This is a genomic window from Arcicella rosea, from assembly GCF_040543805.1.
Taxonomy (GTDB): domain Bacteria; phylum Bacteroidota; class Bacteroidia; order Cytophagales; family Spirosomataceae; genus Arcicella; species Arcicella rosea.
Map to the genome: position 1 here is coordinate 101,677 of NZ_JBEUMS010000013.1, position 18,580 is coordinate 120,256.

Below are 18,580 nucleotides of genomic sequence, written 5' to 3' on the forward strand. Positions count from 1 at the left end.
TCATGAAACTTCAAAAGTTTATAAAAATATTATTAATACCTGTACTTATAGGAACAGGGGGATTAAGCTCTTGTACTTTAGAAGAGGAAAACCTATCTGGTTTTACCTTAGATGCCCTAGCTTCTTCTTCAGTTGACGGATATAAAAAATTACTGAATAATTGTTATTTCGGAATGGAGCGTCAATTGTATGGTTTTAATCAATGGATGATGTTTAGCGAAGCAGGAACAGACATCTGGACAAATGCCAAAAATAGCCCTACTTCTAATATTAATTTCTTCAAATGGGGCGGAACATCAAACATTCCAACCAATACTTTAAATACAGTATGGAATGTTTGTTACGATGGTATTGGTTATTGTAATCTTGCCATAAAATATGCTGAAATGGCACCTTTCAAAACGGCTGAAGAAAAGAATGCTACAGTAGCACAAGCCTACTTTATGAGAGCGATGTATTATTACAACCTAGTTGAACATTTTGGAGGAGTAACCGCTCCAACCCAACCAATTGCAACGGTGAATACTCGTCCAGAAAGAATAACTCCGCTTGAAATATATAAAACGATCATTATTCCAGACCTTGAATTTGCGTCAAAATGGTTACCAACGACAAGCGTCATTACTATTCCTTCGAAGAAATCGGCAATGGGTTTTTTAGCCAGAGCATATTTGCAAACAGTTGAATATGATGATTCAAAGGCGTTTGCACCTAAAGCCTTAGAAGTTGCAAAAACGTTGATTGATGATTGTGAATCAGGAGGGGGGCAATACAATACTTATATGTATCCTACTTTTGATGAAGTATTTCTTGAAACGAATAATTTACAGAATAAAGAAGCTTTGTGGGCGCATCGTTTTGTGGTGGGTGGAGTAAGTAATAATGGTTGGGTAATGAACATGAACAACGAACTATTTTACTGTGCTGTTACTGATTTTCCAGCAATGAAATTTACTTTGGAAGATTATACTACTTGGGGTAGAAGGTCGTCAGGCTCATTTATGCCTAGTCAATATTTACTAGACCTTTTTGTACAAAGTAATGGTACTTTAGATCCACGTTATCATAAATCGTTTCAGACTACTTGGACGGTTAATAGACCTTCTTTTACTTGGTCTGATGCCAATTTAAGAACCTTTGACCGTAGTTCAACAGTTAAAAACACAGATAATGTTGTTGCAGGAAATACAAGTATCGACTTTATTCATCCTAATGATACTGATTATGCAACAAAAGTGGCTACTAAGCTAAATCAAAAACATCTTGTAGTAGATTATAACGATGTTTATGACGTTGCGAATAAAACGGTGAAAATGACTTATAATAGGATTAATAGAGAACCTGCAACGGTAACAAATCCATTTTTAGGTTTTTATCCATCTTTAATAAAGCATAACAGTAGCAATTATTACGTGAACAATGCAACAAGTAATAGATACGGAAACTTGAATGCAACATTCATGATGCGTATGTCTGAAGTATATTTAATTGCTGCCGAAGCTGCCATTTATGCCAACGGTGGAACTAATGCTATTACTTATATCAATAAAGTACGCACAAGAGCTGGCGCAAGTCCACTCACTAGTTCAGTAACAGTTCAAACTGTTTTGGATGAAAGAGCCCGTGAATTATGCGGAGAATATGTACGATACTATGACTTAAAACGTACTAAAAAATTAAGTAAAACCTATTTATCGGATACAAATCCAGATGTAGGACAGTTTTTTAGAAATGGCATAAATGAAGTAAAACCTATTCCGTCTAGTTTCTTAAATGCTCTTCAGGAAGGAGGAACATATTATCAGAATCCTGGTTATTAATGAAAGTGTTAATGCTGGGTTTCAAAGATATGTTTTAAGATAAATGTTTGCTTTGAATATTTTAAATTGTGAGATAAGTCAAACCTAAACCTATTTAATATTAATTCAATCATTCACCTTCTCGAAAGAAATTATGAGAAGGTGAATTTATTTTCAGACTCATTTCAAACAATTTTTTCAAGAAAAACACTTAGACTTTCTTCATGTGGCACTTGTAGTTTTTTACGAATTTTTAGTCTTGCAGTTTCTACACCTCTTGCTGAAATATTTAAAAGTGGGGAGATTTGTTTATTGCTAAAATCCATTTTTACGAAAGCACAAAGTCGTAATTCTCTTTGAGATAATTCTGGATTGATACTTTTGAGTTTTTTGAAGAAATCATGGTTTACTTTTTCAAAATTAACGTCAAAAATTTCTATAAAATCATTGCCGATTTTCTGTGAGTTTAACTTTTTATAAATCTCAAATAGCTTCTTTTTCGACTCATCGCTTTTTAGCAACGTTTTTAGTTCTTGCAAATCGGTTTTTATTTCTTGAAAAATTTCAGATTTCTGACTCAGCATCAATGTATAGTTCGCTAGTTCTTTACTTTTTACAATAATGTCTCTGTCCAACTCTTCAGTATATTTATCAACCTGCGCTTTATCTTCTTTAAGCTTCAATTGTTCTAGTTCTAATTCAATCAGTTTTTTAGATTTTTCTATTTCATTTCTGGTTTTAAGATGTTCGTTTTCTAGTCTTTTTTTAATAGATAAGTAGATATATCTTAAAACAATAACCGTTAAAATAATGTAAATGAAGTACGCTAAAGTAGTTTGATACCATTTGGGTTTTATCGTGAAAACCATTCTCGCTTCTTTCGCTTCTACGCCCAAAAGATTTCTTGATTTTACTAAAAAAACATAATTCCCCGGACTTAAGGTTGTATATTCTTTGAATGGATTTGTCGTCCAATTTGACCATTCTTTATCTGTATTGGTAAGCTTATAACTATACTGTACGCCAATATTCGAGATTAATTGTGGCACTGCAAATTCAATCCTCACTACTTCTGCACCATTCGGAATGAGTAATTCATTTTTAGGATTATTGATTGGCAATTCATTTTCTGTCTGACTGATTAAGTAACACATTCTACTAATCTGAGTAAGGGGCTGGGTTTTGAGCTTTGGCACTTTGGTATCATATAAAAAAAGCCCGTTATGCGTGCCTACCAATACTTTTTCAGCGTCAAGAGGCAATATACTTTCCATTCCTTTATTGAATGTTCCTTTCAGGTTAAGGAAAAGGTTTTTCTCGAAGACTAAACCTTTTTCAGTAAAATATCCTAATTCATCGTCTTCAATCGCCCAAGTTTTATCTTTTGTTTCAAAGATTTTTCTAGTGTTTTTTTGTGGATTTAGGACTTTGTTCAGCGTACTGTGTGTGATAAAAGAATTAGTATTTTCGTCAAATTGGTAGATGCCTGTATTCGTTGTGAAAATGGGTCTTCCTTGATAATTATGAACATTGATGTTAAAAGGAGAAGTAAAACCATTGGTATTTGTATAGTTCTCAACGGATTCTACTCGTTGATAATCATTGTCGATTCTGATGCGAAAAACGCCTTTGTAACCATGACAAACCCAATAAGTATTGGGGTTTTTATCGGGAGAAATATCACGAGTAGATTCGTTAAAACCTTCAATTTTATTTTCGATAAACCAGTCATTATTTTTGTTTTTTACCAGATACAAACCATTATAATTTGAACCCAAATACCAACCAGCTTTATTCGGAATCGGAGTAAGTTTCCAAAACCCTGATGGGTTTGAAATCTTTTTATAACCATTATCCGTAATTTTTAGGATGCCAATATTATGTGAAGCGATAATATCGTCGCCAAAACTTTGGATTGTCCATGTCTGTCCTTTTAATGTAGGAATAGCCTTAAAATCATAGTGATTACTTAAATTATTGTTTGGAAGAGTAGCGTAGAATATCCCTTGGTTAGTTGCCAAATACACTTTTTTGTTTTTGACCAGAATGTCATAAATAGAAGCTTTATCAAAAATATTCTGATAAGATGAATTGTAGGTTAAAAAATTCAATCCATTATTTTTTAAAACCCAAATATCTCCTTTGGATGTTACAAAAAGATTGATAATCGGATTATTTTTGATAACATCTTGAAATTCAGTATTGTATGAAAGTGTATTGTTCTTGTAATTATACCACAACAGCTTAGAACTGAGCGTTCCTAATAAATATAAATCACCACTTTTCTGGATGCCACAATTTAGCTGGTCATTGTCATTGGCAGAGAATACTTCTTTAATAATTGTTATTTTTTTAGTTTGAACATTGCCTAAAAAAATCTTTCCGCTACGGGTCAGAATCAGTATTTCATGCGTTACGTTGGTTGGCAAAATAGCAGTAGTAACCTCATCTTTAAAATAGCTTGCAGGAAAAACAGGTTCTAATTTTTTGCTAGATAGATTTAAAGAAAGAAAGCCTTTTTCAAAATCTTGGATAAAGTAATTTTCTCCAATCTGATTACCATAAACAAAGGTTTTTGGCGCACTAATAATCGTTGCTACATTTTTAAAAATAACAATAAGTTCGTTATAAGACATCAAAATGATGTGTTCTCCGATACTATTTGCTCTCCATATATTCTCAAAATTTCGATTCGATAATTTCAATTGGTTAACCATCGAATGGAAGACATATTTTCCATAAATATCTTTTTTCAATACGCCAAAATCATTGTAACCTCCTGCATAGATTTCTCCATTTTGGGTTTTTACTAAACTATAAATAGAAGAATTATTAGGTAAAAATATTTTTCTCCAATTGTTGCCATCATAACTAATAGCGCCTTCATAATTACCGAAAAACATGGTACCATCATTCGCCTCACATCCGATACTAAAATGAGAATCACTTTTAAAGTCACTCTTGGCAAAACTTAAAATAGCAGGTTTAGCATTTGCAAAATTATCTTGATTGAATGCCTGTTTTGATTGAGATAATACATCAGCATTACAAATAATTTGAAAATATAGGATTGTTATGCCTCTAAAAATTGAGGATAATTTTTTCATAGTTTGCTACTTGTTAATTGGATTCATCATCTTAATATCTACAAATATACAATTATATATGTAAATATTTATATTAAATAGTTCTGCTAAAATATTGATAATTAAATAGATACATATATAAGTGTAATAGTAAAGTATTGATTTTTAGCGTCAAACGTAATTGAAGTGTATGCGTTTTTTTCTGTAAAGCATGCACTCGCCTTTAATATTGCCCTCGGTTTTTGAGCAACTCAAGAATTAAGTTTTATTGATTCTTTCTATTGAGTTGATTGCTAAACTCATTATTTATTCCAAATTTTTAATCTTAAAATTTTATGAAATTTAAAAACTACTTGTGTTTGTTATTACTGAGTATGAGTACACTTTCTGTTTTTGGGCAGTCGGTTGAAGTACGAGGAAAAGTGATTGATGCGAATTTGAATGGGCCTATTTCTGGCGTCTCGATTACGGTTAAAAACACTACAAGAGGGGCAACAACCAATTCGGCTGGAGAGTACCAGATAAGTGCAACACCAAATGATGTGTTGGTTTTCACTTTTATTGGTTACAAATCCATTGAAAAAGCAGTAGGAAAAACTACTTTAATAAATGTTACTTTGGAAGAAGACATCAAAGGACTAGATGAAGTAGTGGTGATTGGTTACGGTACACAAAAGAAAAGTGTGGTGACGGGTGCAATTTCAAGCATAAAAGCCAAAGACCTTGAAAAGATCCCAAGCGGTCGTATAGAAACTGCTCTTCAAGGACGTGTTTCAGGGGTAACGATTGCTGCTAATGCTGGTCAACCGGGTTCGGCTTCAACTGTTCGTGTACGTGGTCTTACTACTTTTGATACTTATGGAGGGAATAATCCGCTTTGGGTTATTGATGGAGTAATTATTGATAATGGTGGAATTGGTTTTATCAACCAGTCAGACATCGAATCAATTGAAGTATTGAAAGATGCAGCCTCTTTGGCAATTTATGGGGCTAGAGCAGCCTCTGGCGTAATTTTAGTATCGACTAAAAAAGGAAAGTCAGGTAAACTAAATGTGAATTACACAGGTTTTGTGGGTTCGTCAGCACCAGCCAAACAGTTAGATTTATTGAATGCTTCGGAGTATGGACTTATCATGAATGAAAAATCGCAAGCGGCTGGTGGTGCGGTGCTTTTTCCAAATCCATCTTCATTAGGTGCTGGAACAGATTGGCAAGCAGCTATTTTCAATAACAATGCGAAAAGAACAAACCATGAATTGAGTATTAGTGGGGGAAATGATGTTTCGAGTTTCTTTCTTTCGGCTGGAACACAAAGTCAAGAAGGCATTGTTTTAAAAGACATTTCGTCTTATCGCAGAGATAACCTTCGTTTGAATTCGACGCATAAACTTTCAAAGTACATTACGATTGGACAAACCTTGGCGTATTCTCATCAAAAAACAGTTGGTTTAGGAAATACCAATAGTGAATTTGGTGGACCTTTAAGTTCGGCGATTAACTTAGACCCAACTACTCCATTGGTAGTAACTGACCCAACTGCGGCGGCTTCGACAATCTATACAAGTAATCCTGTTCTGAGAGATAGCGAAGGAAGACCTTATGGAATATCTTCTATTGTTGGGCAAGAAATGACGAACCCAATTGCTTATCAAAAAATAAGATTAGGCAACTTTGATTGGGCAGATGATTTTGTTGGGAATGCTTTCCTAGAAGTATCACCGATTTCAAACTTAAAATTTAAAAGTACAATTGGGGCAAAGCTTTCATATTGGGGCGGCGACTTCTTTACGCCTAAATATTATTTAAGTGCTACTTCTGGAGCAGCTAAAAATACTTTTAGCAGAGGTTCAAACACAGGTTTGGGGTGGAATATCGAAAATACCGTTTTGTATAATAAAAAATTCAATAAGCATAATGTGGGTATTTTATTAGGGCAAGGACTTTATATTGACAATATCACTAGCGGAACAAATATTACTTATTCAGATTTGCCTGTTAATACTTATGAAGACGCTTCTTTCAACTTTTCACTTCCTGCGGCACAAAGAACAGGTAGCGCTTATACTGGAACTGAACATCGTGTAACTTCATTATTCAGCCGTTTAACATACGATTTTAATGAAAAGTATTTGTTCACAGGGATTATCCGTAGAGATGGTTCTTCAAGATTTGGAGGCAATAACAAATTCGGTATTTTCCCTTCATTCTCAGCGGGTTGGATTGTTTCAAATGAAAACTTCTGGAAAGAAAATAACATCGTTAAATCGTTGAAAATCAGAAGTGGATACGGTGTGACTGGTAATGATGCCATCCTGAATTTTGGGTATTTATCGACGATTGTGGGCGGAAGAAATTATACTTATGGAACTGGTGGCGTAGATATTTCAACAGGTTTTAGTCCAAGTGCGCCCTCAAATCCTGATTTGAAATGGGAAGAAACAGCCCAAACCAACATTGGTATTGATGCTACTTTATTCAATAACTTGACCTTGACTTTGGAAGTTTATCGCAAAAAAACTTCTGGAATTTTACAGACGATTACTTTACCGGGATATGTTGGCGCAACGAGTAGTCCAGTAGGCAATGTTGCTGATATGGAAAATAGAGGTGTTGAAATTGAATTGGGCTATAGAAAACGTTTTGGTGACTTCAATTTCTCAACAAATGGAAACGTCTCTTTCTTGAAAAACGAAGTAACATTTTTAGGAAATGGTATATCGTTTATTACTTCTGGTGCTGCTGGTTTTCAATCAATGGGTTCAATTACCAGAACACAAGTGGGGCAACCTTATAACGCTTTCTTTGGATTTCAAAACGCTGGAATTTTCCAAAATGCCGCAGAAGTAGCTGCCTACAAAACAGCAGAAGGAAATGTTATTCAACCTAATGCAAAACCGGGTGATTTCAAATGGGTTGATACTGATGGAAACGGAACCATTAATGATAATGACAAGACATTTCTTGGTAATGGCTTACCAAAATATACAATCGGTTTGAATATCAATATGGATTATAAAAACTTTGATTGTATGATTTTCGCTCAAGCTTCTGGTGGGAACAAAATTTTCCAAGGACTTCGTCGCCTAGATATTTTGAATGCAAACTATCAAACAAAAGTATTGAATCGCTGGACGGGAGAAGGTACTTCAAACGACTATCCAAGATTAACCAATAATGATACAAACGGAAATTTTGGAAAAGCATCTGATTTCTACTTAGAAGATGGCGATTTTGTAAGATTTAAAATCATTCAATTAGGTTATACGCTTCCCAATAATATAGTTAGCAAAATTGGAGCAAGTAAATTAAGATTGTTCTTAACAGCAGAAAACCTCCTGACGATTACAAAATACACTGGTTATGACCCAGAAATTGGAGGTAATGTTTTTGGAATCGACAGAGGTTATTATCCTCAAGCTCGTTCAATTCAGTTTGGTGTTAATTTAAAATTTTAAGGAAAAAATTATAAAAGATGAAACGTAATACATTCAAATATTCTGTAATCGCATTAGCAACATCTATTCTTACTTCTTGTAGTTCAAGCTACTTAGAAGTACTCCCGAAAGGAAGTAGTTTAGAGGCAAGTTATTATACCAACCAATCTGAAGCTTTCGCAGGTTTGGTGGCTGTATATGATGTAATGAGAAAAAATTCTGGTGGTTTTGAAAACATGGTCACCATGCTTAATGCTGGTTCAGACGACCATGTAGCTGGCGGTGGCGGTGCGACTGATGGCGTTGGTTTACAGACTTTTTCAAATTATACACTTAGTCCGACGACAGTGCCAGCAAGTTATTGGGGCGATCATTACCAAGGTGTTTTTAGAGCTAATTTCTTATTGTCAAAATTGCCCGCCATTTCAATGGATGCTTCTTTGAAAGCACGTTATGCGGGAGAAGCACAGGCATTAAGGGCTTTATATTATTTCAATTTGGTAAGGTTGTTCAAGAATATTCCACTTATTACAAGTCCGCTTCCTTCATCAGAAATCTACAATGTTGTTCAGGCTGATCCTTCGGCAATTTATGCACAAATTGAAAAAGATTTAAATGAAGCAATTCCTGTTTTACCCAATACAGTTCCTGCGGCTGACGCTGGACGACTAACCAAAGGTGCTGCACAAGCATTACTTGGCAAAGTGTATTTGTATGATAAAAAATTGTCGGAAGCGGCTGCTCAACTTGCCATCGTTAACGGAACGCCGGGAGGAGCAAACCCTTATGGATATAAATTGCTAAGTAATTTTGCTGATTTATGGGTTTTTGCCAACAAGTTTAACAGTGAAGGTATTTTAGAAGTAGCACATACAAGTGCAAGTAATGCAGGTTGGGGAAACTGGGGTTCTGGTACTGATGAAGGAAATACCGTGGTACAAATGGTTGGACCAAGAACATTAACTAGACCAGCGGGTTCTACCGCACCAGCATATTACTCTGGAGGTTGGGCGTTTAATCCTATCACACAAGATTTATACGATGCTTTAAAAGATGACCCAAGATTTTCAGCAACTATTTTAGATGCTAAAACTTTGAAAGCAGCGAAACAAGTTAATTATATTTCTGCTTACCAAGACACAGGCTATTTTATCAATAAATTCATGCCGAAGCAAGCTGATGTTTCTACTGGTTTAGGAAACATTGAATTGAATTTTAGACAAAATTCTTACCTTATCAGATTGGCAGATACTTATTTGATGGAAGCAGAAGCATTGGGCGGAACAGGTGCAAGAGCGCAAGCTTTACTAGATGCAGTTCGCTCAAGAGTTGGTTTGCCTTCTATTCCAGTTTCATTAAATGCCATTGCCAATGAACGTCGTTTGGAACTTGCTTGCGAAGGACATCGCTGGTTTGATTTGGTAAGAACTGGAAAAGCGGCTACTGTTTTAGCAAGCAGAGGTTTTAAAGCTGGTAAAAACGAAGTATTTCCGATTCCTTTCAAAGAATTAGAAAATACTAAAATCAAACAAAATCCTAACTACTAAATAAAATTGAACATCCTATAAGGATTCAGATTAAATGTCTAAATCCTTATAGGTTTTAATCTCAATTTTTACTTATCGTAAATCTTCACTTGTCTTTCTTAGACGATTTATCCTACAAATATGCGCTCTGTTATTCAAACAATTATTTTATTTTTAATTTGGGCTTGCGATGGTAAATCTATCAATACCAATATTTCACCTCAACAACCTGTCGTTACTACGCCCGTTTCGCCTAATAATCCAACCTTGAGTTATTGGCTAACTACTTCAGACCAATCTATTTTATTACAAAAACAACAAGATGTTTCTTTCTTAAAAAGTATCAGCACTAACCCGACAATTGAAGTTGATTCAACACAAGAATTTCAGAGTATCGATGGATTTGGCTTTACTTTAACAGGAGGAAGTGCCAAATTAATTGGGCTTTTAAGTGCAACTGAAAGAAGTAATTTATTGAACGAATTATTCGGAAAAGAGACTCAATCAATCGGAATCAGTTATTTAAGAATCAGTATTGGGGCTTCTGATTTAGACGAAAAAGTATTTAGTTATAACGATTTAGAGAGCGGACAGAAAGATGAAAATCTAGCTAAATTCAGTTTAGCTCCCGACAAAGAATATCTTATTCCAATCTTAAAAGAGATTCTCAAAATTAATCCAAGTATTAAAATCATGGGGAGTCCTTGGTCGGCACCTGTTTGGATGAAAACTAACGGAAAATCAATTGGCGGAAATTTAGCCCTAGAATACTATTCAGTTTATGCAAAGTATCTGGCAAAATACATTTCTGAAATGCAAAAAGAAGGAATAACGATTGATGCGATAACGCTACAAAATGAACCTCAGCATGGTGGGAATAATCCAAGTATGGTCATGAGTTTTACTGACCAAGCGAATTTTGTCAAGAATAATTTAGGCCCACTTTTTCGTAATGAAAATATCAAAACCAAAATTGTTGTTTGGGATCATAACTGTGATAATCCAGATTATCCCATCAATGTTTTAAATGATAATGATGCGAATCAATACATTGATGGTTCGGCATTTCACTTGTATGCGGGTGATATTAGTGCATTGTCAAAAGTACATACGCTTCATCCAAATAAAAATCTCTATTTTACAGAACAATGGACATCTTCAAAAGGAGCTTTTGCAGGAGATTTACAATGGCATATTAAAAATGTTATCATTGGTTCGGTAAGAAATTGGAGTAAAGTTGCCCTAGAATGGAATTTGGCAAATGATGCTAGTTTTCAGCCACACACGCCCGGAGGTTGTACAGAATGCAAAGGTGCATTAACGATTTCAGGCTCAAGTATTACTCGAAATGTTAGTTATTATATTGTTGGACACGCTTCAAAATTTGTTCCTATGGGTTCAAAAAGAATTCAAAGTATTACCAATAGTAATTTGCCCAATGTTGCTTTTATGACACCTGCGGGAAAAAAAGTGCTGATTATCGAAAATGATAAAAGTACAAATGTTGATATTAACGTAAAACAGTCGGACAAATTAGCAACAGTATCATTACCAGCTGGAGCTGTTGCAACGATTGTTTGGTAAGAAACTCGCCGAAAATTATCCAAAAATAAGATAATCATGAAAAAAATATTAATCCTTACCATATTACAAATCAGTACTTTTTACGCTTTTTCACAAAAATATTTATCTGAAATTCAAGCTTTTGAAGCCAAGGATTCGATTGATATGCCAGCTTCTGGGAAGATTCTTTTAGTAGGCAGTTCAACCTTTCGTCTTTGGACAACTTTCAAAGAGGATTTGAAAGATTTTCCAGTTATCAATCGTGGTTTTGGCGGTTCTCAGATGAGCGATTTGAATTTCTTTTTTGAAAGAATCGTGACAAAATATCAACCCAAAGTAATTTTAGTTTATGAAGGAGGGAACGATTTGAATGCAGGCGAAAGTCCAGATTCTATTTTCAGAGAGTTTAAAGAATTTGTTCAGAAAGTAAAGAAACAGTTACCCAATACTGTCGTTGGCTTTTGTTCCGTGCGTCCAAGTTTAGCAAGAACACATATTATTGCAAAAGAAAAAGATTTAAACCAACAGGTAGAAAAATATTGTAAGAAAACTAAAAACGTTTATTTCCTTGATATTCAGAAAGATTTTTACTTGCCCAATGGCGAATTAATGTCTGATATTTTTGTAGCAGATAAACTTCATTTGAATGCCAAAGGCTATGGCATTTGGGCAGAGGTAACTCGTAAATTTCTGAGAAAAGAGTATCGGTAAGTAATAAATTAGATATTGCTATGTTCGCCTTGTTCCACTACAACAAGGCGAATAATAGCAAATAAGTGAGTTTGAAAAGGAGAAATCTGTTAGTATTAATTCCTTTGTCGATATTGCACAAGCCCTTTATTGAGGAAATTTGCAAAAGCATTTATGTCAAAGTTTGCACCTTGTGGGGTTTGCAATACTTGTTCATTTTTGGAATCTAACAAAACATAATAAGGTTGAGAATTTGCTTTAAAGCGTGTTGTTTGCAAGAAACTCCATTTTTTTCCAAGCGTTTTTATTTGTTTCCCTTCTATCTCTTCTTGTTCAGCCAGTGGCAATGCTGTTTTGTCATCAACATATAATTGAATCAACACATAATCTTCTTTAATCTGCTTCAAAACAGCTGGTTCTGGCCAAACGGTGGCTTCCATCTTCCGACAATTCACACAAGAATGTCCCGTAAAATCTATTAATACGGGTTTGTTTACTTTACGAGCATAAGCCATTCCTTCTTCATAATCGAAAAAAGCATCTAGTCCTAAAGGAGCATGAAAAAGTTCTCCATATTTATGTGTTGAAGTATTCGGTGGGGAAGTACTTTCAAGTGAACGAGCCGATAAATCAAAGTCTTGCGTTTGTTGTGGTGGTAGAAAAGCGGCAATCGCTTTCAACGGTGCGCCCCATAATCCCGGAATCATATACAATGAAAAACTCAAAGAAATAACAGCCAAAAAGAAACGAGGTACGGTAATGGTTTTTAATTCAGAATCGTGTGCAAAGCGAATTTTACCCAATAAATAAAAACCTAATAATGCGAAAAGGATAATCCAAAGTACCAGAAAAATTTCTCTATCGAACCATTCCCAGTGATAGGCTAAATCTACATTAGAAAGAAATTTCAAGGATAAAGCCAATTCTAAAAAGCCTAAAGTAACTTTCACGGAATTAAGCCAACTTCCAGATTTTGGCAAAGAATTCAACCATGATGGAAACAACGAAAACAAAGTAAAAGGTAAAGCCAAAGAAATAGCAAAACCCAACATTCCTACGGCTGGACCAAGTAAAGCGCCTGTGGTAGCGGCTTGTACTAAGAGTGTTCCAATAATTGGTCCTGTACAAGAAAAAGAAACCAGCGAAAGGGTAGAAGCCATAAAGAAAATACCCCAATAACCTCCTTTATCAGCTTTTTGGTCTAATTTATTTGCCCAGCTACTTGGTAACATTATTTCGAAAGCTCCTAAAAATGAAGCAGCGAAAACAACCAAAAGTAGAAAGAAAAAGAAATTGAAAATACCATTTGTAGAAAGACTATTAAGAGCATCTGCACCAAATAAAACGGTAATGAGCAAGCCTAAAGAAACATAAATAACTACAATCGAAAAACCATAAATTAAAGAATCTTTAATACCCGAAGTTCGATTTTCTGCCTGTTTGGTAAAAAAGCTGACCGTCATAGGAAGTAAAGGGAAAATACAAGGCATAAAAACGGCAGCCAGTCCACCTAACAAACCTGCTAAGAAAGTCAACCAAAGAGAGCTTTCTTCGCTAGAAGTGCTTGGTAGAGCAATAGTTTTTGCTTTGAATTTAGTAACTGCATTCTTCTCTGGATTATCTTTTTTTGAGGCAACAGCTGAATCCTTTTTCGCATTCTGTGTTTTTGCAATATCCTCTTTTTGTAAAACCTCTTCTAAACCTACGGCTTTTACAGGAATTTTAAAGGCTACTTCTTCGGGAGGTAAACAACGTTGGTCGTCGCAAACCATGTATTCTAAAGTGCCTTTAATCGTTGCTGTGGGCTTTTTTAGTTTAAATTTTTGACTAAACACGGCTTGATTTTCAAACCAACTAATGTTCATGTTAAAGGTCTTTTCAAAACCTTCCATCAATTTAGTCTGTTCTTCAACTTCGCCAATAGGTGAAAAATCTTTAGAAGGAGTAAATGTAAAAGAAGTAGGCACTGGTCCTCCTGCTTTTACATGTTGCGAATAAATATGCCAGCCTGCATCAATCTTTGCAGTTAGAATCACTTCAACTTCTCCCTTTTCAAGGCTTTTTGCTGAAAATTTCCAAGAAACAGGAGTAAAAATCTGAGCCTGTCCTAAAAAAGACAGGCTACAAAATAACACGAAAAAGAGTTTTTTCATGGTTTGAAAAATGTTAAATAATTACTTGGTATGATTGAGAACCCAGTCTCCCATCGTACTAAGTACAGATGTTGGAAATTGCTTATGGAGTTTATTATATTCTTCGGTCGTACACAACTGGCAAGCCAAAAACAAATGGTTTACGCCCGTGATTACTTTTGTCGTTACATCTTTATTTCCTCCTTGTTTTAGTAAGCGCTCTATGTTTTCTAAGTTTTCTTTATAGGAAACAAATAAATCTTTGTCGCCATTTAATGCTAAAACGGGGACTTTTACTTTTGGTAAAAACAAGGCAGGGTCAAACATAATATGATAACGATACCAAGCTCCAGTTGCCTGCATGGTATAAGAATAAATAGGAAAACGAAAATGGTCATGGTCTGGCTGAATTCCCAAAGAAGCTACATACTCATTATCTTTCTTTTTCCAAGTATCATAGGTTGTTTGCATCGCTTTGGCTAAACTTAATGAATCTTTCGGAACATTATCATAAACCGTTTGAAACATCAATTCATTGATTTCATTATAGCGTTTTTTATCATGCTCAGGTATTTTGGCAGTGGCTACTAAATCGGCATTTTGTTTTCTTAAAGCATCAATTCCTTTGGTGGCTAAACCTGCCATGCTGATAACAAAAGCCACATCACTACGCCTTGACGCCACAATAAAACTTACTGCTCCGCCTTCGCTATGACCTAACAACCCAATTTTTTTAGGGTCAATTCCTTGTTGTTTTTCCAGAAAATCTAAACTAGCTTCCACATCTTGAGCAAAATCTTCTGTAGTAGCTTGAAAATAATTACCTGTGGTTTTTCCAACACCACGGTCATCTACTCTTAATACTGCTATTCCTTTGCTATTAAAGTAATCAGCGATTTCTTTGAAAAATTTAAACTTCGCCATTTCTCCATCCCGATTCTGAGGCCCGGTACCAGAAATTAAAATAATAGCCGGTACTTTTCCAGTTTTTTGAGGATACGAAAGCGTAGCACCATAGGTAATTTTACCTTTGGTGTAAGTAAGACTATCCGTCTTAAACGGATTTGCCTTAAGTTGATAATTTGCACAAAAGGCTAATAATATTCCAATGATTGTACTTTTCATCTTTATTCTGCTTTTTTCGTTAACTCAATCATCGCTGAAATTTCGTCTGCTAAACCAGTGGCACTTCCTTTAAAACCAACCGTGATAAAACGTAACTTTCCATTTTTATCAATGATTAATTTTTGCGGAATTCCTGAAATCGTAAAGGCTTTACAAATACGATTAAATACTTCATCATTCGCTTTTTGATTTGGTAATTTATTATCGAAAAGTATCGTAAATGGATAATTGTTTTCTTTGATATACTGCATAATTTCTTGTTTGTAGTTGGGGCTACGTTCTTCGGTATCCACAAAGAAAAATACTACATTTGGGTCATTTTTATACTTTTCTACTGCTAATTTCATTCCCGGAAACGATGCTTTGCAAGGCACGCACCAAGTTGCCCAAAAATCCATGATAATGGTTTTACCTCTCAATTCGCTAAATTTTACGGTTTTGCCATTTCCATCTTTCATTGTCCAATCAGGCATTGATTTTTTAATCATGATTGATTTTAACTCTTCCAATTCTTTACTTGCCAATGCTGGATTTTTTAAACCAGAAACATAATCATCAAAACCTTCAACATTTCCCTTTACACGTTGATAATCTCTTTTCAGTAATTCAATCATTTCTGGCGAACTCTGATTTTCGTGCATACTTTTCACCAATACTTCTTGTAATTGATTGTACTGTTTGAAGTGTTCAAGTAATAATGCTTGCTCATTATTCAATTCAGCCGATTTGAATTGAAGTGTTTGTTGTACTCTATTTGCCAAAGTCATGGCTTCATCCCAATGCCCAGTATTGCGATAAATATTGGTTTGTATCAAGCCAAATGTCTGGATAAAAAGTCTTTCATATTCTTTTGTCCATTCTGAAGGCGACAAGTACAAATACTGTGCAGGGCGCTGATTTTTAAAACTTTCCATGCGTTGCATCAACGCTTGCGAAGGGGCAAATAAAGTTTGGTCGTCCAAATCTTTTCTTTTGTGAGCAATGTCAATACACTTATAATAAATCGTTGGAATGGTTGAAAATGGTAATTCTGAAGCTAAAGTTGTCAATTTTGCATAATTTTTTTGCATCAAAGCCTGTAAAGCAACCATCAAATAGACATTTGTATAATTGATTCTATTGTTTTCGTTGTACTCAAAATCTGATTCTTTGTAGGGAAATTGCTTTAAAAAAGCTGTAGCCTGTTCAGCTTTCTTATCAAAATTAGGTTCTAAATTTACTTGTTGGAAAGCCTTCAAACGAGCTAAATTCCCCGTTGGGTAGTTTGTTAAAATCACTTTCGTCAAAGAATCCTCCGAAGTTTTATTTTGTAGAGGATAACGAAAAATCGACAAAATTTTTAACATGTTTTCTTCTGAAGAGTTTTTACTCAAAAATGCTACTACACGATTGATTCGTGGAATAGACGATAATCCTTGCATCTTGAATAGTGCTTGACAGAACGGCACCGACATTACTTCACTGGCTTCTTTAGGATGAAAACTAATTTCTTGATTCAACCAAAAATACACTGCCGAATCACTAATATTCGCATTTCTCAAGTATTGTTGTACGCTATAACCGTAATTAGGCGCTCTTAAAAGTCCCCAACCAGCATAAGCACCTACGGCAAATTTACCTGATTCATCAATTAACATTTGCGCAAATGTTTGGTCATCATTATTATCCACCAAATCGCCACTTGTGTATTTTACCGCAACCAGTCCACAGTCTTTCGCCAATTTAATGTTAGCTTTCCAACTATTATTCTCTTCTTTGAGCGATAAATCGTTGGCATGCCATACAAAATTTTCATAGGTGTACACAATTCCTTTTATGTCTTTTTTGCCAGCAAGTGGCGAACCAGATGGATTATAAGTAATGGATAAATCTTGCCCTGGTTGAGCACGGACAGGTTCAAAAATGACTCTTGATTGAGGTTGTTGAGCTAAAAGTACTTGAGAGAAAAGCAACATTAAGCCGCAGATTAACTTTTTCATGGATTGAATAAAGTATTTTAATTGTGATAAAAAGCGATAGTTTTTGCTGGAAAGTTGATGACTGTTTTATAAAGTTGTAGAAAGGGTGTTCCTAATAAACCTTGTATCGGTAATTGATGACTCGCATCCATCCTGATTTTATTCTCTGTTAAAGCCGTAAACATATCTTTAAAAGGTAAAGTATTTATCTGTGCTTCAGGCAGATAGCCTGTTATGCTTTCTTGAGTATTTCCTTCTGCACCATTGACCGATTCTTTCATTACATCGGTCAGCAAGGTACTTATTTCCGAAGCATAGGGTTGATACATTACATTGGCATTAGCACCGCAATCAATACCCAATTGATATGTTTTCTGTTGAATAATCAACGTGATAATTGGGATGTGGCGTTCCTGTTTAAATGGAATACTTAATAATGGTTTTGATAAATTCGGGTTTTTTTCTAAAGTCAATAAACGATTGGGATAATCAAAAGTTACGACGTATTCCTTCAGTAAATCATAGCCAATTAAACCCAAGAAAGGGAATTCCAAATCTTGCATCGGGCTTGAAACAAGCTTAGTACTGTTAATTTCAATCGAACCAATTTGTAGCTTTGTTACTTCCGACAATCGAACATCTTTCATCGCTCCATTCAGCCCCGAAAATGATTCAAAAGTATTTCCTTCTGTTTTAGTAGCATATTTCCGATTAAGTAAAATAACAGGACAACCACTATCGAGCATAAAATACCCTTTTTGTCCGTTCAAAGTAGCTTCAATATAAATGAGTCCACTTTTCATATTAAAAGGCAAACTTAGCTTTTTCGGAAAAATGCCTGTTAAAGTTGGCAAAGCTGGTTCTTGACGAACAATAGGTTTGATAATACCTAATTCTTTTACTTTATTCGAGCCAAACACAAAATATGGATGCCCTTCTTTTTGGTCTTGATACTTTACTTTCAATTGCACTTTTGTCAGATTGCCCGTTACTTGCTGATTAACAATTTGGTAGCTTTCAATCGGAATGTATTTTTGTAAGATTGCCGGAATAATCAAAGCATTTTGTCCTTTGGGTAAATTTGCAATTGTACAACTATCATCTAACAATTGTAATAAACGTGGTACATTTTTAGTGTTGATTGCAGCAATGAGCGTATCTACTCTTGCTGGAATAGTTTGGGCATAAAGTGGGCTTAAAGCTGTTATAGCCAATAAGCCAATAATTTTACGTAGCATATTTTTAAAGTCTGGATGTTGTTTTATCA

Annotated in this window: 10 protein-coding genes; 5 read left to right on the top strand and 5 right to left on the bottom strand. The window is 34.9% G+C overall.

The window, feature by feature from the left end; translation table 11 throughout:
• The first annotated feature begins 2 nt into the window (after positions 1-2).
• Complete coding sequence (locus tag ABID42_RS16675) at positions 3-1,820, top strand: RagB/SusD family nutrient uptake outer membrane protein (RefSeq protein WP_367284638.1); 1,818 nt, start codon at positions 3-5, stop codon at positions 1,818-1,820.
• 164 nt (positions 1,821-1,984) lie between these two features.
• On the opposite strand, the gene ABID42_RS16680 is transcribed toward ABID42_RS16675, so the two are convergent.
• Positions 1,985-4,906, bottom strand: coding sequence for a triple tyrosine motif-containing protein (locus tag ABID42_RS16680; protein ID WP_367284639.1), 2,922 nt, complete (start codon positions 4,904-4,906; stop codon positions 1,985-1,987).
• 314 nt (positions 4,907-5,220) lie between these two features.
• On the opposite strand from ABID42_RS16680, the gene ABID42_RS16685 reads away from it, so the two are divergent.
• From ABID42_RS16685 to ABID42_RS16700, 4 genes are all read left to right on the top strand, one after another.
• Positions 5,221-8,340, top strand: coding sequence for a SusC/RagA family TonB-linked outer membrane protein (locus ABID42_RS16685; protein ID WP_367284640.1), 3,120 nt, complete (start codon positions 5,221-5,223; stop codon positions 8,338-8,340).
• Between the two features lie 17 nt (positions 8,341-8,357).
• Positions 8,358-9,866 carry a RagB/SusD family nutrient uptake outer membrane protein gene (locus ABID42_RS16690; protein WP_367284641.1) on the top strand — a complete coding sequence of 503 codons (1,509 nt, stop codon included), beginning with the start codon at positions 8,358-8,360 and terminating at the stop codon, positions 9,864-9,866.
• A 120-nt stretch (positions 9,867-9,986) separates the two neighbouring features.
• Positions 9,987-11,429: a glycoside hydrolase family 30 protein gene (locus tag ABID42_RS16695; protein WP_367284642.1), complete on the top strand. Its 1,443-nt coding sequence runs from the start codon at positions 9,987-9,989 to the stop codon at positions 11,427-11,429.
• 36 nt (positions 11,430-11,465) lie between these two features.
• On the top strand, positions 11,466-12,119 hold the full coding sequence (locus ABID42_RS16700; RefSeq protein WP_367284643.1) for a GDSL-type esterase/lipase family protein: 654 nt from the start codon (positions 11,466-11,468) through the stop codon (positions 12,117-12,119).
• Positions 12,120-12,214: 95 nt separating this feature from the next.
• Here ABID42_RS16700 and ABID42_RS16705 read toward each other — a convergent pair whose 3' ends face one another.
• The 4 genes from ABID42_RS16705 to ABID42_RS16720 are packed head-to-tail and all read right to left on the bottom strand — an operon-like array spanning position 12,215 to position 18,551.
• On the bottom strand, positions 12,215-14,251 hold the full coding sequence (locus tag ABID42_RS16705; protein WP_367284644.1) for a protein-disulfide reductase DsbD family protein: 2,037 nt from the start codon (positions 14,249-14,251) through the stop codon (positions 12,215-12,217).
• A 21-nt stretch (positions 14,252-14,272) separates the two neighbouring features.
• Positions 14,273-15,355: an alpha/beta hydrolase family protein gene (locus tag ABID42_RS16710; RefSeq protein ID WP_367284645.1), complete on the bottom strand. Its 1,083-nt coding sequence runs from the start codon at positions 15,353-15,355 to the stop codon at positions 14,273-14,275.
• 2 nt (positions 15,356-15,357) lie between these two features.
• Positions 15,358-17,334 carry a TlpA family protein disulfide reductase gene (locus tag ABID42_RS16715; RefSeq protein WP_367284646.1) on the bottom strand — a complete coding sequence of 659 codons (1,977 nt, stop codon included), beginning with the start codon at positions 17,332-17,334 and terminating at the stop codon, positions 15,358-15,360.
• 17 nt (positions 17,335-17,351) lie between these two features.
• Positions 17,352-18,551 (bottom strand): aspartyl protease family protein, encoded by a 1,200-nt coding sequence (locus ABID42_RS16720; RefSeq protein ID WP_367284647.1) that lies wholly within the window; start codon positions 18,549-18,551, stop codon positions 17,352-17,354.
• Positions 18,552-18,580: the final 29 nt, after the last annotated feature.